Genomic DNA, 16,870 nt, shown 5'->3' on the forward strand with positions numbered 1-16,870 from the left:
GGCTCGGGTGCGTCGTTGCCTGTACGGGGGTCCAGCCTAGCCCCGAACCGGTCGATACCAGCCATGGCCCCGGGCCGTCGAAACGCTCCCGTGACGAGGCGTTCGTCACGCCCGTTTGCCGCCCGTATGCCGTCAGGCGATGTCGCGTCGCACCGTTCGCCAGGTGCCCAGTCCCGCCATCACGGCCGCATACGCGGCGAGTACGAGCGCCCCCGCCCACCACGAGAGCTGGTCGACGGGCTGGCCGTCGAAGCCGCCACTGGTCGACTCGAGCATCGCCGCGGTCGCCCGGCTCGGCAGGTAGGGGGAGATGTTCTGGCCCCAGTCGGTGAGGGCGAGCACGAGCCCGAGCACGGGCTCGACGATCCACGCGACGGCGATCGAGATGAGCAGCGCGGCGACCTGGTTGGGGATGAGGATGCCCGCGCCGAGACCGATGAGAGCCCAGAGGCCGAGGACGAGCAGCGACAGGGCGAGCGTGCGCCAGATCGAGCTGTCGGCGAAGGGGTGGTGGCCCTTGGCCGTGAGCACGAGGGCGCCCGCCCCGACGGCGCCGGCGAGCGACAGCACGCCGTAGAAGGCTCCGATGACGAGCAGTGAGATGACCTTGGCCCCCATGACCCGGCCGCGGCGCGGCACGGCGAGGAAGGTCGCGGTGATCGTCTGGTGGCGGTACTCGGCCCCGATCGTCATGACGCCGATCGCGAGGGTGAGCAGGTAGCCGATCTGGATGCCGCCGGTGAAGACCGCCTTGGCGAGGGCGGCGTCAGTGGTCGGCACGGCTGCCCCCTGCGGTCCCCTCGCGATGTCGCTGGTGAAGACGAGGGCGAAGAGGACGGCGAAGGCGGCGCCGGAGAGGATGACGGCGATCGCCATGCCCCACCAGAGCCGGGTCGTGAAGAACTTGCGGAACTCGGCGCGGATGGCGGCGCTCATCGTCCGGTCTCCTTGGCGTCGGCCGGCGGAGCGGCGATCACGGACGGGTCGACCGGCGGGCCGCTCGGTGGCGGGAGGGTCGGCGGCGGAAGGTCCGGCGACCCACCCGCTCGCGCGGAGGTCGCACCGGTGAGGCGGTTGCGGTCGCCCTCGGTCTCCGTGAGGTTGAAGAAGAGCTCCTCGAGGTGGGTCTGCTCGCTGCGCAGCTCGTGGATCGCGACGTCGCTCGCGTGAGCGATGTCGCCGACGACGGCGAGGTCCTCCGTGGTCACCTGGAGGCCGCTGCCCTTCGGGGCGACGCGGAGGCCGCGCTGCTGCAGCGCCGCGGTGAGGCGGTCGGGGTCAGAGGTCCGCACGAAGGCCGTCGGCTCACCGCGCAGCTCCTCGACCGTGCCCTGCGCCACCCGTCTGCCGTTGGCGATGATGACGACGTCGTCGACGGTCTGCTCGACCTCCGAGAGCATGTGGCTCGAGATGAGCAGGGTGCGCCCCTCGTCGGCGAGGTGACGCAGGAAGCCGCGCAGCCAGCGGATGCCCTCGGGGTCCAGACCGTTGGCGGGCTCGTCGAGGATGAGCACGTGCGGGTCGCCGAGCATCGCGGCCGCGAGGCCGAGGCGCTGGCGCATGCCCATCGAGTAGCCGCCCGCCCGCTTGCGCGCCGCCGCGGGGATGCCGACGAGCTCGAGGAGCTCGTCGACGCGCTTGTCGGAGACGCCGGAGGCGGCAGCCTGGACGCGCAGGTGGTTGCGCCCGGTGCGTCCGGGGTGGAAGTTCGTCGCCTCGAGGGCCGACCCGACGACCGTCAGCGGGTTGGGGATGTCGGCATAGCGCCGGCCGTCGATCGTGGCCGTTCCAGCGGTGGGTCGCACGAGCCCGAGCAGCATGCGCAGCGTCGTCGTCTTGCCGGCGCCGTTCGGGCCGAGGAAGCCGGTGATGCGGCCCGGCGCGACGTCGAGGTCGAGGTGGTCAACGGCGGTGAACGAGCCGAAGTGCTTGGTCAGCCCGCGCACCTCGATGCGACCGGTGGGCTCTGGGCCTGCGGGATCCACGACAGCTCTCCTCCTCCGGCCCCCGCCGGGTCGATCCTGACGGGGCCAACTCAACCACAGCGGGTCGCGGCGGGGACGCAGACCTCTGCACACGGCATACGGGCGGCTCCTCCCTATAGTGGGGCGCGATGACCGACGCCGACGATCGCCTGGCCTCCGCCGGCTGGATGCTCCCGTGACCGAGTGGCTGCTGCTGCTCGTCGCCGTGCTGCTCACCGCCGGCACGGCCGTCTTCGTCGCGGCCGAGTTCTCGCTCGTCGCGATCGACCGGCCGACCGTGCAGCGGGCGATCGACGAGGGGGACTCGAGGGCGCGCGTCGTTCTCCAGTCGGTGACCCAGCTCTCGACCCAGCTGTCGGCGGCCCAGGTCGGCATCACGATCACGACGCTCGTCGTCGGTGCCCTCGCGCAACCCTCCATCGGCAGCCTCGTGGCGGGCCCGCTCACGGCGCTCGGCCTGTCGGCCGGAGCCGTCGAGGCGGTCTCGAGCGCGCTCGCCCTCGTGCTCGCCACGATCTTCTCCATGGTCTTCGGCGAGCTGCTGCCGCAGTTCCTCGGCATCTCGGCGCCCCTCGCGACGGCGAAGGTCGTCGCCCTGCCGGTGCGGGTCTTCGCGGCCGTCGCCAAGCCGCTCATCATCGTGCTCAACGGCTCGGCCAACCGCTTCCTGCGCGCGGTGGGCATCGAGCCGCAGGAGGAGCTGTCGGGCGCGCGCACGCCGCAGGAGCTCGCGAGCCTCGTGCAGCGTTCCGCCGACGCCGGCACGCTCGACATCACGACCGCGCGCATGCTCACCCGCTCGCTCGGCTTCGGCGAGCGGACGGCCGACGACGTCATGACGCCGCGGGTGCGCTGCACGGGCATCCACCGCGACGAGTCGGCCGAGGACGTGCTGCGCCTGTCGCGACGCACCGGCCACTCCCGCTTCCCGGTGCTCGGCGACGACTGGGACGACATCGACGGCGTCGTCCACGTCAAGAAGGCGATGGCCGTGCCGCACGAGCGGCGCAAGGACGTGCCGGTGTCGGCCCTGATGTCCGACCGTCTCGTCGTGCCCGAGACGATCCGCCTCGACCCGCTGCTGCGCGAGCTGCGTGAGGGTGGTTTCCAGATGGCCGTCGTCGTCGACGAGTACGGCGGCACCTCGGGCATCGTCACCCTCGAGGACGTCGTCGAGGAGATCGTCGGCGAGGTCGCCGACGAGCACGACCGCACCCGGCAGAGCGGGCGCGAGCTCGTCGACGGGTCGTGGACGGTGCCCGGACTGTGGCGCCCCGACGAGGTGCGTGACGCCTTCGACGCCGACGTGCCCGACGGCTCGACCTACGAGACCATGGGCGGCTTCGTCATGAGCAGCCTCGGCCGGGTGCCCGTCGTCGGCGACGTCGTCACCCTGCCCGGCTGGCGGATCGTCGTCGCCGGCATGGCCGGCCGTCGCGTCGACCGGCTGCGCTTCGTGCCCGACCCCGACTCGCTGCCGCCGGATGCGTCGGCGGGGGCATCGGCGACGTCGTCGCCCGCGTCCTCGCCTCCTGCGGAGGGTCAGCCGTGAGCGGGCCCTGGGTCTACGTCGTGTCGTTGCTGCTCCTGCTCGGCAACTCCTTCTTCGTCGGCGCGGAGTTCGCGGCCATGGCGGTGCGCCGCTCCACGCTGGAGCCCCTCGCGGATGCCGGCAGCAAGCGCGCCGCGTCGTGCCTCCAGGCGCTCGAGCGGCTGGGCTCCATGCTCGTCACGGCCCAGCTCGGCATCACGGTGTGCTCGGTGGGTCTCGGTGCGCTCGCCGAGGCCGCCCTGCACCACCTCTTCGAGCCGATCTTCCACTCCTGGGGGCTCTCCGACGCGTGGGCCAGTGGCGTCGCGCTCGCGATCGCGCTGCTCATCGTCAGCTACCTCCACGTCGTCGTCGGCGAGATGATCCCGAAGAACCTCGCGATCGCCGGACCGGACCGCGCGGCGCTCGTCCTCGTGCCGCCGCTCTTCTTCCTCGCCCGCAGCCTGCGCCACATCGTCAGCGCCATGGAGAGCACCGCGAAGTGGATGGTGCGCCGCTTCGGCATCGAGCCCAAGGACGAGATCGCCTCGGCCTTCACCGCCGAGGAGGTCGCGCACATCGTCGGGGAGTCGCGCCGGGAGGGGCTGATCGAGGAGGAGCGCCACGGCCTCGTCGCCAAGACGCTGGAGTTCTCCGACAAGCGCGCGCACGAGGTCGCGGTCGGCCTCGACGCGCTGACGACCGTGCCGCTCGGGGCCACGCCGGCAGACATCGAGCGGCTCGTCGCGAAGCAGGGCTTCTCGCGCTACCCCGTGCGTGACGCCGCCGACGAGATCGCGGGCTACCTCCACCTCAAGGACGTCCTCTACGCCGACGACGAGCGGCACGAGCTGCCGATCCCGCCCAAGCGCATCCGCCGTCTCGCGACGGTCCGTCAGCAGGACGAGGTCGAGGACGTGCTCGCGACGATGCAGCTGACCGGCTCGCACCTCGCCCGCGTCATCGACGACGAGGGTGTGGTCACGGGCGTCGTCTTCCTCGAGGACGTCATCGAGGAGCTCGTCGGCGAGGTCACCGACACCACTCAGCGCTGACGGTCAGCTCCCTTGCCGTGCAAGCCAGTCGAGGTATGCCGCCCCGCGGGGTGAGAGCTCGTAGCCGACGTCGTGGCTGATGGTGAGTCCCAACGCCTTGAGCTTGCGGATGTCGACCTTCATCGGCAGCAGCTCGACGTCGCGCAGGGCCGCCAGCTCCTTGGAGACGACATGGGGGTTGTCGCGGATCCACTCGAGAATGTCTCGGGTCCACGGGCCCGAGGGGCGGGCGTCGAGGCGCGAGAGCCGCGTCCGGATGTCGATCAGCGTCTCGTCGTCGGGGAGATTGTCGCGCAAGGCGATTCGCGGATCCTCGCCGGCCCAGCTCAGTCTGATCCGATAGACCTTCTCACCGCCGCGCCCTCCCCGCGCCGAAGGCTTGCGCGTCGTCGGCGCGAGGAACCTCTGCAGGGTGGCGAGGTCCTTGACCCCGGCCCGCTTCGCGTCGCGCTCGGTGAGCCGGGAGGGGTCGCGGACCTGGCTCACGGCCTCGAAGCGGACGAGGCCCGACGGGGTCAGCTGCACTCCACCGACCTTGACTCGTGGCGCGTCCCACCGGCGGAAGGCCTGCGTCACCGTGCCGGCACGGATCGCCTCGGCGACGGGCTTCGAGATGAGCACGCCCCATCGTGGCACGACGCAGCGGGGTAGCGTCGGTGCGTGGAGACGCGACGAACGGCCTTCGTGCTCGGTGGTGGCGGGCTGCTCGGCGCCGTGGAGGTCGGCATGCTGCGCGCTCTGCTCGACGCCGGCATCAGGCCGGACCTCGTCGTGGGCACGTCGGTCGGTGCGCTCAACGGTGCTCTCGTCGCAGCGGATCCGACGCCGGCTGTCGTCGACCGGCTCGTCGGCCTGTGGCGCAGTGCGTCGGAGGGGCGCGAGATCTACGGCGACAACGTGCTGCGCCAGGCCGCCCGGGCCATGCGCACCCGAACGCACCTGCACTCGGCAAACCCCTTGCGCCAGCGCATCGCCGAGGAGCTGGGCGACCGGACCTTCGCCGACCTCGCCGTGCCGTTCCAGTGCTGCGCGGCCTCCATCGAGCGGGCGACGGAGCACTGGTTCACCTCCGGCAGTGTCGTCGACGCGGTCGTCGCGTCGGCCGCGGTGCCCGGCCTGCTGCCCCCGGCCGAGGTGGACGGCGAGCACTACCTCGACGGCGGCATCGTCAACTCGATCCCGCTCGGGCGGGCCGTCGAGCTCGGGGCCAGGCGCATCTACGTCCTCCAGGTGGGCCGGGCCGAGAAGCCGCTGACGGTGCCGACACGCCCGTGGGAGGTCGCTCGCGTCTCCTTCGAGATCGCCCGTCGCCACCGCTACGTGCGCGAGCTCGCCGCGGTTCCGGCGGGGGTCGAGGTGCACGTCATGCCGACCGGGAGCACGGGTGAGGGCGACGACTCCATCCTCGCCTACCGGAGCTTCGGAGCCGTGGGCCGACGGATCGAGCAGGCGCACCTGGCCTCGGCGGCATACCTCGCGGGGGTGTCGTGACGGGCTTGCTGCGCCGCACGGCGCTCGGCGTCGCGATGGTCGCGCTGACGGTGCTGCTCGTCGTCACAGTGCCCCTCTGGCTCGTCGTCGCAGCAGCGGCCTCACCCCTGGTGCCGGGCCGGCTGCGCCCGCTGCGGCTCGTGTGGCTGCTCGTGCTCCACATGGTCCTCGAGACGGCGATGATCATCGTCATGCTCGTGCTGTGGCTGGCATCGGGCTTCGGCTGGGCCATCCGAAGGCCGTGGTTCGAGCGAGCGCACTACGGGCTCATGCGGGGCTACCTCGTCGTGATGTTCCGTGCGGCGCGGCGCGTCCTCAGGCTGCAGATCACCGTCGAGGGCGAGCCGCCCCGACCGACCGAGCCCGGCGGCATCCTCGTGCTCTCGCGTCACGCGGGGCCGGGCGACTCGTTCATCCTCATCTATGCGCTGCTCCACTGGTACGGCCGCGAGCCCCGCGTCGTGCTCAAGGACACGATGGCGCTCGACCCTGCGATCGGGCTGCTCCTGCACCGCCTGCCGGCCCGCTTCATCTCCCCGAACCCCGGCTCCGCAGAGGCGGGTGCTGCGGTCGAGGCGCAGATCACCGAGCTCGCGACGGGGCTCGACGACGACGACGCATTCGTCATCTTCCCGGAGGGCGGCAACTTCACCGAGGCGCGCCGCGACCGGGCGATCGCCTCGCTCCACCGTCTCGGGCTGCACGCCATGGCGCGACGGGCGGAGCGGATGACGAACGTGCTCGCGCCCCGCCCAGGCGGTGTGCTCGCCGCGCTCGACGCGGCTCCCGAGGCCGACATCGCGCTCGTCGGGCACACGGGGCTCGACCACATGGTGACGGTCACCGACATCTGGCGCGAGCTGCCGATGGACAAGGAGATCGTCATGCGGTGGTGGCGGGTGCCCCGCTCCGAGGTGCCGCAGGGGCGCGACGAGCGCATCGACTGGCTCTTCACCCGCTGGGAGCAGATCGACGCGTGGATCGACGAGCACCAGCCGGTCGACCTGCCGCACGGCCGCCTGCCGGCCCACCCGGTCCTCGAACGGCCCGCACCGACGCCGTGAGGCGCGCCGCACCCCGGCCCAGCGGCCGGGCCCGGTGGGTGGAGGTCATACTTCGTGCAGGGACGCGACAGGGTTGGGAGCGGATGTGGACAACGACGGGTCGGCCATCGGGATGCTGCGGCCCCAGAGCCTCGTCGAGCTCGCCACCGACCGGCTTCGCAGCGAGATCCTGTCCGGTGCGCTCGTGCCGGGGGAGCGGCTGGTCGAGGAACAGCTGACGCAGCGCTTCCAGATCAGTCGCGCGCCGCTGCGCGAGGCACTGCGCCTGCTCATGGAGCAGGGCCTCGTCGAGCACCTTCCCCGCCGGGGTGCCCGCGTGCAGACCTACTCCGACCGCGACTTCGATGAGCTCTTCGCCGTGCGCAATGCGCTCGAGCGCTTTGCGCTGACGCAGACGGGGGACCAGGGTCTCGAGGGGCGCGACCTCAGCGGGGTCGAGTCCGCCCTCGCGACCCTGCGTGACGCCGCCCAGCGCAGCGACCGGCTGGAGGCGAGCAACGCGCACCGGGCCTTCCACCTCGCTCTCGTCGCCCTCGCCGGCAACCGACAGCTGCTCGTGTCCTACGAGCCCATCATCGTCAAGCTCCAGCTCTACATGGCGGCGAACCTCCGGCGCGAAGCGGACACGAGCTCGCCCATCGAGGGCGTGCGTCGCCACGAGCGGCTCCTCGAGGCGCTGCTGTCGGGTGACCCCGTCCGGATCGGCGATGAGCTCGACCGCCACGGGGCACGTCGGTACTTCCACTAGCCACAGCCGGTGGCGGACCGGTATGCCCGGTTCCGAAACGTGACCTTTACGTCCGCGCAACCTGCGTTCCCTGCAAACGGTCGACAATCGACATCAAGCAGCGATGAGCAGGAGGTGAGGAAGATCGACACACGCACCATCCCCGTGAATCGAGCGCCCGAACGTGTCGGGCGCACCGAGAGCTGGTCCGTCGGACCGGTCGCGGCCACGCCCTATGCCTGGCCCTACGACGGTCGAGTCGACACCCGGCACCTGGCCGTCATCTGCATCGACTGGCAGGTCGACTTCTGCGGCCAAGGCGGTTACGTCGACCGAATGGGCTATGACATCGGCCTGACCCGGTCGGGCCTCCCGGCCACCGCGATGCTGCTCGAGCACGCCCGGGCAACCGGCATGACCGTGATCCACACCCGGGAGGGTCACGCTCCCGACCTCGGGGACCTCCCGGCGAACAAGCGCTGGCGCTCGGCGCAGATCGGGGCCGAGATCGGCTCGGTGGGTCCACGCGGACGCATCCTCGTCCGCGGCGAACCCGGCTGGGAGATCGTCCCGGAGGTGGCACCTGCCCCCGGCGAGTTCGTCGTCGACAAGCCGGGCAAGGGGGCGTTCTACGCCACCAACCTCGACCTGCTGCTCCGCACGAACCAGATCACCCACCTGCTGCTCACGGGCATCACGACCGACGTGTGCGTCCACACGACGATGCGCGAGGCCAACGACCGTGGCTACGAGTGCCTCGTCCTCTCCGACTGCACGGGGGCCACCGACCCGTCCAACCATGACGCTGCCCTGCACATGGTCACGATGCAGGGTGGTGTCTTCGGTGCGGTGGCAAAGGCGGCCGACGTCATCGCCGCAACCTCCGGAGGAGAACAGCAATGACCGAGATCATCGTCGAGGCCGCGCCCTCGCCGTTCCGCTTCGACCCGGCCAGCACCGCCCTGGTGCTCATCGACATGCAGCGGGACTTCGTCGAGCCCGGCGGCTTCGGGGAGTCGCTCGGCAACGACGTGTCAATCCTCCAGGCCGTCGTGCCTCCGCTCCAGGCCGTGCTGGCAGATGCTCGCGAGCGCCGGCTCACGGTCATCCACACGCGTGAGGGCCACCTGCCCGACCTGTCGGACTGCCCGACCGCCAAGCTCACGCGGGGCGCACCGTCGATGCGGATCGGCGACCCGGGTCCCAAGGGTCGCATCCTCATCCGTGGGGAGTACGGCCACGACATCATCGACGACCTCGCACCCCTGCCGGGCGAGCTCGTCGTCGACAAGCCGGGCAAGGGTTCCTTCCACGCGACCGGGCTGGACGAGCACCTGCGCGATGCGGGCATCACGTCCCTCATCGTCACCGGAGTCACGACCGAGGTGTGCGTGCACACCACGGTGCGTGAAGCGAACGACCGCGGCTACGAGTGCCTGGTCCTGTCGGACTGCGTCGGCTCGTACTTCCCGGAGTTCCAGCAGGCAGCGCTGGCCATGATCAGCGCGCAGGGCGGCATCTTCGGCTGGGTCGCCCCGTCGGCCGCCTACCTGTCGGCCCTCACGGCGGACACGACGACACTCCCCGCCTGATCTCCTCCAGCCCCCATGAGTGGGCAGCGCGCGAGGGCCAGCGACATGGTCCGGGCGTCAGCTCCCACCGACAGAACCACAGAAGACGGGTCCCCTCGCAACCCGCGAGTGGTCCTGCACTGCCAACGCGTGATCCCTGCGTGCCCAGCACCGACGTCCAAGGAGGAAGTCCCATGTCCGTCCTCACCCGCCCGTTCCGCCCCACGCCGAAACCCGACCTCCATCTGCCGTGGTGGACGCCGGGCGACACCAACGCCGCCTTCGGACTCGGTTTCAACGTCCTCGTCAACGTGCTCGTCCTCAGCTCGCTGTGCATCGGGGTCCTGCGGATGTCCGAGGCCAGCGTCTACGGGGTCATCGTCCCGGCGCTCGGGATCCAGCTGCTCATCGGCAACGTCTACTACACCTATCTCGCCCGCCGGCTGGCCTATCGGGAGAAGCGCGACGACGTCACCGCGATGCCTTACGGCCCCAGCGTGCCCCACATGTTCATCGTCACCTTTCTCATCATGCTGCCGGTCTACCTCGCCACCAAAGATCCGATCAAGGCCTGGCAGACCGGCCTCGCGTGGGCCTTCATCATCGGCATCATCGTCGTCATCGGGGCGTTCGTCGGCCCCTACATCCGCCGCTTCACGCCACGAGCCGCGATGCTCGGCACCCTGGCCGGCATCTCCCTGGCGTTCATCTCAATGCGTCCGGCAGCCCAGATGTGGGACACCGCGTGGATCGCGCTTCCCGTGTTCGTCATCATCCTGGCCGGCTTCTTCGCCAACGTGAGGATGCCCTTCGGCCTGCCGGTCGGGCTGGTCGCACTGCTCGTCGGCACGGCCATCGGCTGGGCCGGGGGGTTCATGTCCGCACCCGACGTCGCGTCCGCCGCACGGGATATCGCGATCGGGCTCCCGTCCCTCCAGCTCGACCTGCTCGTCAACGGCCTCAAGGACATCCTGCCGCTGCTCGCCACGGCCATCCCGCTGGGGATCTACAACTTCACCGAAGGCATGAGCAACGTCGAGAGCGCTGCCGCCGCCGGTGACAGCTACAACCTCCGGAGTGTTCTTCTCGCGGACGGGGCGGGTGCCATCGTCGGCTCGGCGCTCGGCTCGCCGTTCCCGCCCGCCGTTTACATCGGTCACCCCGGGTGGAAGGCCGCCGGCGGGCGGACCGGCTACTCGCTCGGCAGCGGTGTCGTCATCGCGCTGCTGTGCTTCGTCGGCCTGTTCGGCCTGATCAACACGCTGCTGCCGACTCCCGCCATCGTCCCGATCCTGCTCTACATCGGCCTCGTGATCGGTGCCCAGGCGTTCCGCGCGGTGCCGAAGGCCCACTACGTCGCAGTCGTCATCGCCATCATCCCCAACATCGCGGCATGGGCCCAAGGCCTCATCGACAACGCCCTCGGTGCCGCCGGGACGTCTGCCGCCAAGGTGGGGGAGGCCGCTCTCGAGAGCAACAGCGTCCTCTACCACGGCCTGCTCATCCTCGGCAGCGGCGCGGTCCTCGCCGGCATGATGATCGGGGCCGTGGTCGCCTTCATCGTCGACCGCAACTTCGTCTGGGCTGCGGGCTACCTCGTCGGGGCGGCCGCGCTCAGCTTCTTCGGCATCATCAATGCCCAGCAGGTCGAGCTCAACGCCAATGCGGAGGTCACCCTGGGCTACCTCTTCGCCGCGGCCGTCTGCGTCGCCTTCGCCATGATGAGGCTCCCTCGCCGAGAGAAGGATGCCGACGAGCTCGAGCTCGACGCGGAGGAGGGCATGGTCTCGCGCCCTGCCGACGTGGCGGAGCCCGAGCCGACCGGGGCGGCCTGACCGTGTCGTCCACGAGATCCGTTCACGAGACCGAGGTGGACGAGGTGAGGCGATGCTTCATGGCGTACGAGGCAGCCCTGTCGGCGGGCGACACAGCGCAGATGGACTCCTGGTTCGCAGCCGACTCCCGGACGATCCGTTTCGGGATCGGCGAGGAGCACTGGGGTGCGGACGCGATCCGGCGGTGGCGGCACAGTGCCTCGCCGGTCCCGCCCGGGCGCCTGCTCAGCGAGACACGGGTCGACCTCTGGGCCGATGATCTCGCCGTGGTGACGACGCTCTTCACGTACCCCTCGTCGAGCGCGGTCGGGCGCCAGAGCCAGACCTGGCTGCGGACCCCTCCGGGGTGGCGGATCGTCCATGCGCACGTCTCCGAGCGGGTGTGAGGCCGATGACTCATCCGCCGGCGACCCAGCGCTGGGACGTCGACTCCGCCGTGACGCGCGCACGGCTGCTCGACAACCCGGCCTTCATCAGCTTCTTGGATGACTCGAGCGGCGCTGACCCGGAACACCTTGTGGGACAGAGTGATTCGTCTGAACGGGAGGGGGCGTCCGTGTCGCGGCCCCTGCTCGGAATGCCGTTTGCCGTCAAGGACAACATCGACGTCGCGGGTCTGCCCACGACAGGCGCCTGCCCGACGCTGACGACGCCGGCCGTGCGGAGCGCGCACGTCGTCGAGCTGCTCGTGGCGGCTGGGGCCATCCCCATCGGCAAGACGAACATGGACCAGTTCGCCACGGGGCTGGTCGGCACACGGTCGCCGTACGGCGAGTGTCACAGCGTGGACTCCGAGGATCACGTCAGTGGAGGCAGCAGCTCGGGTAGCGCTGTTGCCGTGGCAGCGGGTGTCGTGCCCTTCGCCCTCGGGACCGACACCGCGGGCAGCGGGCGCGTCCCGGCGGCGTTCAACGGCCTCGTCGGGTACAAGCCCACGCGTGGGCTCGTGAGCACCCGAGGTGTGCTGCCTGCGTGCCCGTCCCTCGACTGCGTGTCCGTCTTCACCGGGACGGTCTCCCTCGCACGAGCCGTCCACGACGTCATCGTGGGCTTCGACCCCGAGGACCCGTGGTCTCGTTGGCGCCCCAGCCCTCCGCTTGCCGGGATCGCCCGGGTCATGGGCGTCCTCGGCGTGCCGGACGCGCCGATCGATCTGGAGCCGGGGCATCGCGTCGCGTGGGAGGCGGCCCTCGAACGCTTCTCCGGGCTGGTCCGTCTCGTGCCCGTGGACGTGTCGGCGATGCTCGAGGCGGCGACCCTGCTCTACGACGCCCCTTTCGTCGCGGAGCGACTCGCTGCGTTCGGACACCTGCTCGATCCGGACGGGCCGCACCTCGACCCGACCGTCCGCGGGATCGTCCTCGGCGCACGGGGGATGCGGGCGGATCGCCTCTTCGCCGCTCAGCACCGTCTGGCGTGGCTGGCCAGAGAGGCTGCTGTCGCGACGGCTGGCGTCGACGCGGTCCTGCTGCCGACGACGCCGTTCCACCCGACGCTCTGCGCTGTCGCCGCCGACCCCATCGGGACGAACAGCCGGCTGGGGACCTACACCAACATGGCCAACCTCCTCGACCTCTGCGCGGTGGCCATCCCGGCCGGGCGGCGCCCTGACGGCCTGCCGTTCGGTGTCCAGGTTGTCGCGCCTGCCTTCTCGGACGAGTCGCTCCTCGACCTGGCCTCGCTGCTCGCCGGTGAGCGGGCGGCCGATGGCGGGGCTCCCGTGCCGTCGGGACGTCGCCTGCTCGCCGTGTGCGGGGCACACCTCTCGGGGCAACCGCTGAACGACGTCCTGACCCGCGCCGGTGCACGGCTCCACCGGCGCGGACGCACCGCGCCGGGCCACCGGATGGTCCGCATCGACGGCGCCATACCCCGCCCCGGGCTGCTCGACGACGGCACGGGCCCCCACGCCGGCATCGAGGTCGAGCTCTGGGAGGTGTCGGACGAGCTGCACGCGCAGCTCGTCCTCGACGTCGATCCGCCGCTCGAGATCGGCATCGTCCGGCTGTGGGACGGCTCGGAGGTCCAGGGGTTCGTCGCGAACGCGGCTGCGCAGGGCGAGCCGGACATCAGCGCGGCCGGGAGCTGGCGCGCCCACCTCGCAGGCCTCCCTGCGGCGCGGGACCGTCGCTGACTCCGGCCGCCCCCGTTCCACGTTTGGCTCGCCCGGCTGCTAATCTCACCGGGCGCACGCAAACACGTGCCCGCCCCCGTAGCTCAGGGGATAGAGCACCGCCCTCCGGAGGCGGGAGCGCAGGTTCGAATCCTGCCGGGGGCACAGAAGATCAGGGCCGGTGTGACCGCTGCGAAGCGAGGTCACACCGGCCCTGATGCGTGTGGCCCCGGGCCTCAGCCATTTCTCGGGTGCCGGCTCCTCGCGCGTGGTTCGATGGCGACCCTGCTGGGTCGCGAGTGCGTGGAGGCTGAGATGGAACCCACCGAGGGCGCTGCCGTCCACGAGGTCGAGGGCGAAGCGGCCTCCCCTCAGGGCGAGCGGCGCGAGCTGAAGAGCCCCGGCTACGAGATCTTCATCGCCGCGCTGTCGATCCTGTCCATCGTCAACCTCGTGCTGGGCCTCGTCGTGAGGGAGGCCGCACTCGATGCGGTCCTCAGCGCAATGAATGCGGGCCTCAGCGTCATCCTCTTCATCGACTTCCTCGTGCGGCTGCGCACGGCACCGTCGCGGTCCGACTACTTCTTCCGCAGCTTCGGGTGGGCCGACCTGCTCGCCAGCCTGCCGCTGCCACAGCTGAAGATCCTCAGGCTCTTCCGCCTGGCACGCGTGTACCGCCTCCTCCGGGCCTACGGAGCGCGCAACATCGGTCGCAGCCTGCTCCGTGAGCGCGCCGGCAGCGCCCTGCTCAGCCTGCTCTTCATCGCCATCCTCGTCCTCGAGTTCGGCAGCCTGTGGATGCTGCGCCTCGAGTCGACCGCCACCGACCACAACATCACCACCGCCTCCGACGCGATGTGGTACGTGATCGTGACGATCTCGACGGTCGGCTACGGCGACCAGTACCCCGTGACCACCTCCGGCCGGGTGCTGGGCACGATCATCATCGTCCTCGGTGTCGCGATCTTCGGCACCCTCACGGGCTACCTCGCCAACCTCTTCCTCTCTCCCACGTCGGACGACAAGGCTGGCAGTGACGACACCGCCGGCGCCGCGGAGGATGCTCGCGACCGTCGCCTCGCGCAGCTCACCCGAGCCGGGGAGCTGCACCGTGCCGGCGTGCTGAGCCAGGCGGAGTTCGAGCTCTTCAAGGCCGAGATCCTGTCGGCGCCCCCGGCCTGAGCCGGCGCCCCGTCTGCTGCTCCAGGGTGCTGGCGCCCTTTCGTAGACTCGGGCCATGACGCCCGAGCAACTGCGCGACCTGCTCGTGGCCGTCGCCGCGCGGGCCTCGGACGTCGGGGCCCTCCCGGAGGGTGCCGAGGCCGGTCCACCCGCCGGGGTGCTCTTCCGGCCGGCCGAGCCGCGGGGTGCGGGAGTCGTCGCCGACTGGGTCACGCCCGTGGCCCAGCGCTGGGTGCGGCTGCTCGACACCGACCTCGAGCCGCGCGCGTTGGCTCGCGTCCTCGCCCAGGGCCTGTCGGAGCGGCGCGAGGTCGAGGCCGTCGAGGTCGCGCCGTCGGGGCTCATCGCGATCACCCTCGACGACGCGGTGCGCGCGAGCATCATCGACGTCGTGCGCAGCGCCCCCGAGACGTATGCCGCGAGGCCGGGTGGGCGCTACCGTCCCGTCGTCGAGCGGCCGGGGTGGCGCGCCCTCGACGACCCGCTGCGCGGCGTGCAGCACGCTCACGCGCGCCTCTGCCGGTTGCTGCGCAACGCCGCGGCGACGGGGGTGCAGCAGCGGGCAACCGACCGGCTGGAGGTGCTCACCCACGTGCCGGAGCGCCACCTGCTCGTCGCCGTCGCCGACCTGCCCCAGCGCCTCGAGGCCCACGCCGGCGATGATCACGCCTGCCGCCAGGCGCTCGTCGAGCTGGGGCGCCTCGCCGACGCCTGGGACCACCCCACGCGGCCCCTGCTCGTGGGGGCTTCACCCGAGCACGTCCACGGCGCCCGGATGGCGCTGGCCGACACCGTGCGCATCGTCTTGCGCAATGGACTCGCCCGGCTCGGCGCCGCGGCCCCCGAGAGGATGTAGGGATGCACGCACACGAAGCCGGAGCGCTGCACGCAGAGGGTTATCGCGGTCCGTCATGGCTCCGGACGCCGGTCGACGTCAACGCCCTCGTCCCCTCCCTCTGGGCGACCTCCGTCGGTCGTGGTGGCGACGGCGTGCTCACCGTCGGGGGAGTGAGCGTCACCGAGCTGGCACGCGAGTTCGGCACGCCGGCATACGTCATCGACGAGGACGACTTCCGTTCGCGCGCAAGGGATTTCAAGCAGACGTATGCCGAGGTGTTCGACGGCCTCTCAGGTGGAGCCGACGTCTTCTATGCCGGAAAGGCGTTCCTCTGCACGGAGGTCGCCAGGTGGATCCACGACGAGGGCCTCTACCTCGACGTGTGCACCGGCGGCGAGCTGGCGGTCGCGATCCGGGCCGGGGTGCCGGGGGAGCGGATCGGTCTGCACGGCAACAACAAGAGCGTCGCCGAGATCCGCGCAGCCCTCGAGCACGGGGTCAGCCGCATCGTCATCGACTCCTTCGACGAGATCGAGCGCGTGTCGTCCGTGGCGAGCGAGCTCGGGGTCGTGGCACCCGTGCTCATCCGCGTCACGGTCGGCGTCGAGGCGCACACGCACGAGTTCATCGCGACCGCGCACGAGGACCAGAAGTTCGGCCTGTCGCTCTCGGGCGGCCACGCCTTCGACGCGGCACGGCGCATCCTCGAGCGGCCCGACACGCTGCGCCTGCTCGGCCTGCACAGCCACATCGGGTCGCAGATCTTCGACACGTCCGGCTTCGAGGTGTCGGCGCGCCGCATCCTCGGTCTGCACACCCAGATCGCGAAGGAGCTCGGCGTGGAGCTGCCCGAGCTCGACCTCGGCGGCGGCTTCGGCATCGCCTACACGACCGAGCACGACCCGTTGCCGCCCAAGAACCTCGCCGCCGGCATGGCCGAGATCATCGAGCGCGAGTGCCGCGCAGACGGCGTCGCGGTGCCGCGCATCTCGATCGAGCCGGGCCGCGCGATCGCCGGTCCGAGCACCTTCACGCTCTACGAGGTCGGCACCGTGAAGCCGGTCGACCTCGACGGGGGAGCGTCGCGGGTCTACGTGTCGGTCGACGGAGGCATGAGCGACAACGTGCGCACGGCCCTCTACGACGCCAACTACTCCTGCACGCTCGCGAGCCGCACCTCCGAGGCCACCCCCGCCCTGGCCCGCGTCGTGGGCCGGCACTGCGAGAGCGGCGACATCATCGTCAAGGACGAGTTCCTGCCGGCCGACGTCACCGCCGGCGACCTCATCGCAGTGCCCGGCACCGGCGCATACTGCCGGTCGCTGTCGAGCCAGTACAACCACACCCCGCGACCGCCCGTGATCGCCGTGCGCGACGGCCGCGCCCGGGTGATCGTGCGCCGCGAGACCATCGACGACCTGCTCGCCCTCGACGTCTGAGATGCGGGACATGAGGCGCAGATGTCGCAGATCCTTCGC

The 16,870-nt window shown here is 71.1% G+C and carries 16 protein-coding genes and 1 tRNA gene; 14 read left to right on the forward strand and 3 right to left on the reverse strand.

Annotated features, from left to right (window positions below):
- Positions 1–132: 132 nt before the first annotated feature.
- On the reverse strand, positions 133–936 hold the full coding sequence (locus tag FHX52_RS00200) for an ABC transporter permease subunit (protein WP_141818888.1): 804 nt from the start codon (positions 934–936) through the stop codon (positions 133–135).
- Positions 933–1,985: an ABC transporter ATP-binding protein gene (locus FHX52_RS00205; RefSeq protein ID WP_141818890.1), complete on the reverse strand. Its 1,053-nt coding sequence runs from the start codon at positions 1,983–1,985 to the stop codon at positions 933–935. The genes FHX52_RS00200 and FHX52_RS00205 overlap by 4 nt, the downstream gene beginning before the upstream one ends.
- 175 nt (positions 1,986–2,160) lie before the next feature.
- On the opposite strand from FHX52_RS00205, the gene FHX52_RS00210 reads away from it, so the two are divergent.
- Positions 2,161–3,537, forward strand: coding sequence for a hemolysin family protein (locus FHX52_RS00210; RefSeq protein WP_141818892.1), 1,377 nt, complete (start codon positions 2,161–2,163; stop codon positions 3,535–3,537).
- Positions 3,534–4,571: a hemolysin family protein gene (locus FHX52_RS00215; protein ID WP_141818894.1), complete on the forward strand. Its 1,038-nt coding sequence runs from the start codon at positions 3,534–3,536 to the stop codon at positions 4,569–4,571. The genes FHX52_RS00210 and FHX52_RS00215 overlap by 4 nt, the downstream gene beginning before the upstream one ends.
- Positions 4,572–4,574: 3 nt before the next feature.
- On the opposite strand, the gene FHX52_RS00220 is transcribed toward FHX52_RS00215, so the two are convergent.
- Positions 4,575–5,192, reverse strand: coding sequence for an ASCH domain-containing protein (locus FHX52_RS00220; RefSeq protein ID WP_141818896.1), 618 nt, complete (start codon positions 5,190–5,192; stop codon positions 4,575–4,577).
- A gap of 39 nt (positions 5,193–5,231) precedes the next feature.
- Between FHX52_RS00220 and FHX52_RS00225 the strand changes: the two genes are divergently transcribed.
- The 12 genes from FHX52_RS00225 to lysA all read left to right on the forward strand — a co-directional run bounded on the left by FHX52_RS00225 (position 5,232) and on the right by lysA (position 16,831).
- Positions 5,232–6,062: a patatin-like phospholipase family protein gene (locus FHX52_RS00225; protein ID WP_246069539.1), complete on the forward strand. Its 831-nt coding sequence runs from the start codon at positions 5,232–5,234 to the stop codon at positions 6,060–6,062.
- Positions 6,059–7,126, forward strand: a complete 1,068-nt coding sequence (locus FHX52_RS00230) for a 1-acyl-sn-glycerol-3-phosphate acyltransferase (RefSeq protein ID WP_246069540.1) — start codon at positions 6,059–6,061, stop codon at positions 7,124–7,126. Before FHX52_RS00225 ends, FHX52_RS00230 begins: the two co-directional genes overlap by 4 nt.
- Positions 7,127–7,211: 85 nt before the next feature.
- Positions 7,212–7,874: a GntR family transcriptional regulator gene (locus FHX52_RS00235; RefSeq protein WP_221630382.1), complete on the forward strand. Its 663-nt coding sequence runs from the start codon at positions 7,212–7,214 to the stop codon at positions 7,872–7,874.
- A gap of 114 nt (positions 7,875–7,988) precedes the next feature.
- On the forward strand, positions 7,989–8,756 hold the full coding sequence (gene biuH, locus FHX52_RS00240; protein ID WP_246069541.1) for a biuret amidohydrolase: 768 nt from the start codon (positions 7,989–7,991) through the stop codon (positions 8,754–8,756).
- Positions 8,753–9,445, forward strand: a complete 693-nt coding sequence (locus FHX52_RS00245) for a cysteine hydrolase family protein (RefSeq protein WP_141818898.1) — start codon at positions 8,753–8,755, stop codon at positions 9,443–9,445. The genes biuH and FHX52_RS00245 overlap by 4 nt, the downstream gene beginning before the upstream one ends.
- A gap of 173 nt (positions 9,446–9,618) precedes the next feature.
- Positions 9,619–11,259 (forward strand): SulP family inorganic anion transporter, encoded by a 1,641-nt coding sequence (locus FHX52_RS00250; protein WP_141818900.1) that lies wholly within the window; start codon positions 9,619–9,621, stop codon positions 11,257–11,259.
- Positions 11,260–11,303: 44 nt separating this feature from the next.
- A complete protein-coding gene (locus FHX52_RS00255) occupies positions 11,304–11,645 on the forward strand; it encodes an AtzH-like domain-containing protein (protein WP_281287857.1) in 342 nt (113 codons plus the stop codon).
- Positions 11,646–11,650: 5 nt separating this feature from the next.
- Positions 11,651–13,393 (forward strand): allophanate hydrolase, encoded by a 1,743-nt coding sequence (atzF, locus tag FHX52_RS00260; RefSeq protein WP_221630389.1) that lies wholly within the window; start codon positions 11,651–11,653, stop codon positions 13,391–13,393.
- A gap of 72 nt (positions 13,394–13,465) precedes the next feature.
- A tRNA-Arg gene (locus FHX52_RS00265) sits at positions 13,466–13,537 on the forward strand.
- Positions 13,538–13,687: 150 nt separating this feature from the next.
- Complete coding sequence (locus FHX52_RS00270) at positions 13,688–14,554, forward strand: ion transporter (protein ID WP_141818904.1); 867 nt, start codon at positions 13,688–13,690, stop codon at positions 14,552–14,554.
- A gap of 55 nt (positions 14,555–14,609) precedes the next feature.
- Positions 14,610–15,410 (forward strand): DALR anticodon-binding domain-containing protein, encoded by an 801-nt coding sequence (locus FHX52_RS00275; RefSeq protein WP_141818906.1) that lies wholly within the window; start codon positions 14,610–14,612, stop codon positions 15,408–15,410.
- Between the two features lie 2 nt (positions 15,411–15,412).
- On the forward strand, positions 15,413–16,831 hold the full coding sequence (lysA, locus tag FHX52_RS00280) for a diaminopimelate decarboxylase (protein ID WP_141818908.1): 1,419 nt from the start codon (positions 15,413–15,415) through the stop codon (positions 16,829–16,831).
- Positions 16,832–16,870 lie beyond the last annotated feature (39 nt).

Source organism: Humibacillus xanthopallidus, from assembly GCF_006717145.1.
Classification (GTDB): domain Bacteria; phylum Actinomycetota; class Actinomycetes; order Actinomycetales; family Dermatophilaceae; genus Humibacillus; species Humibacillus xanthopallidus.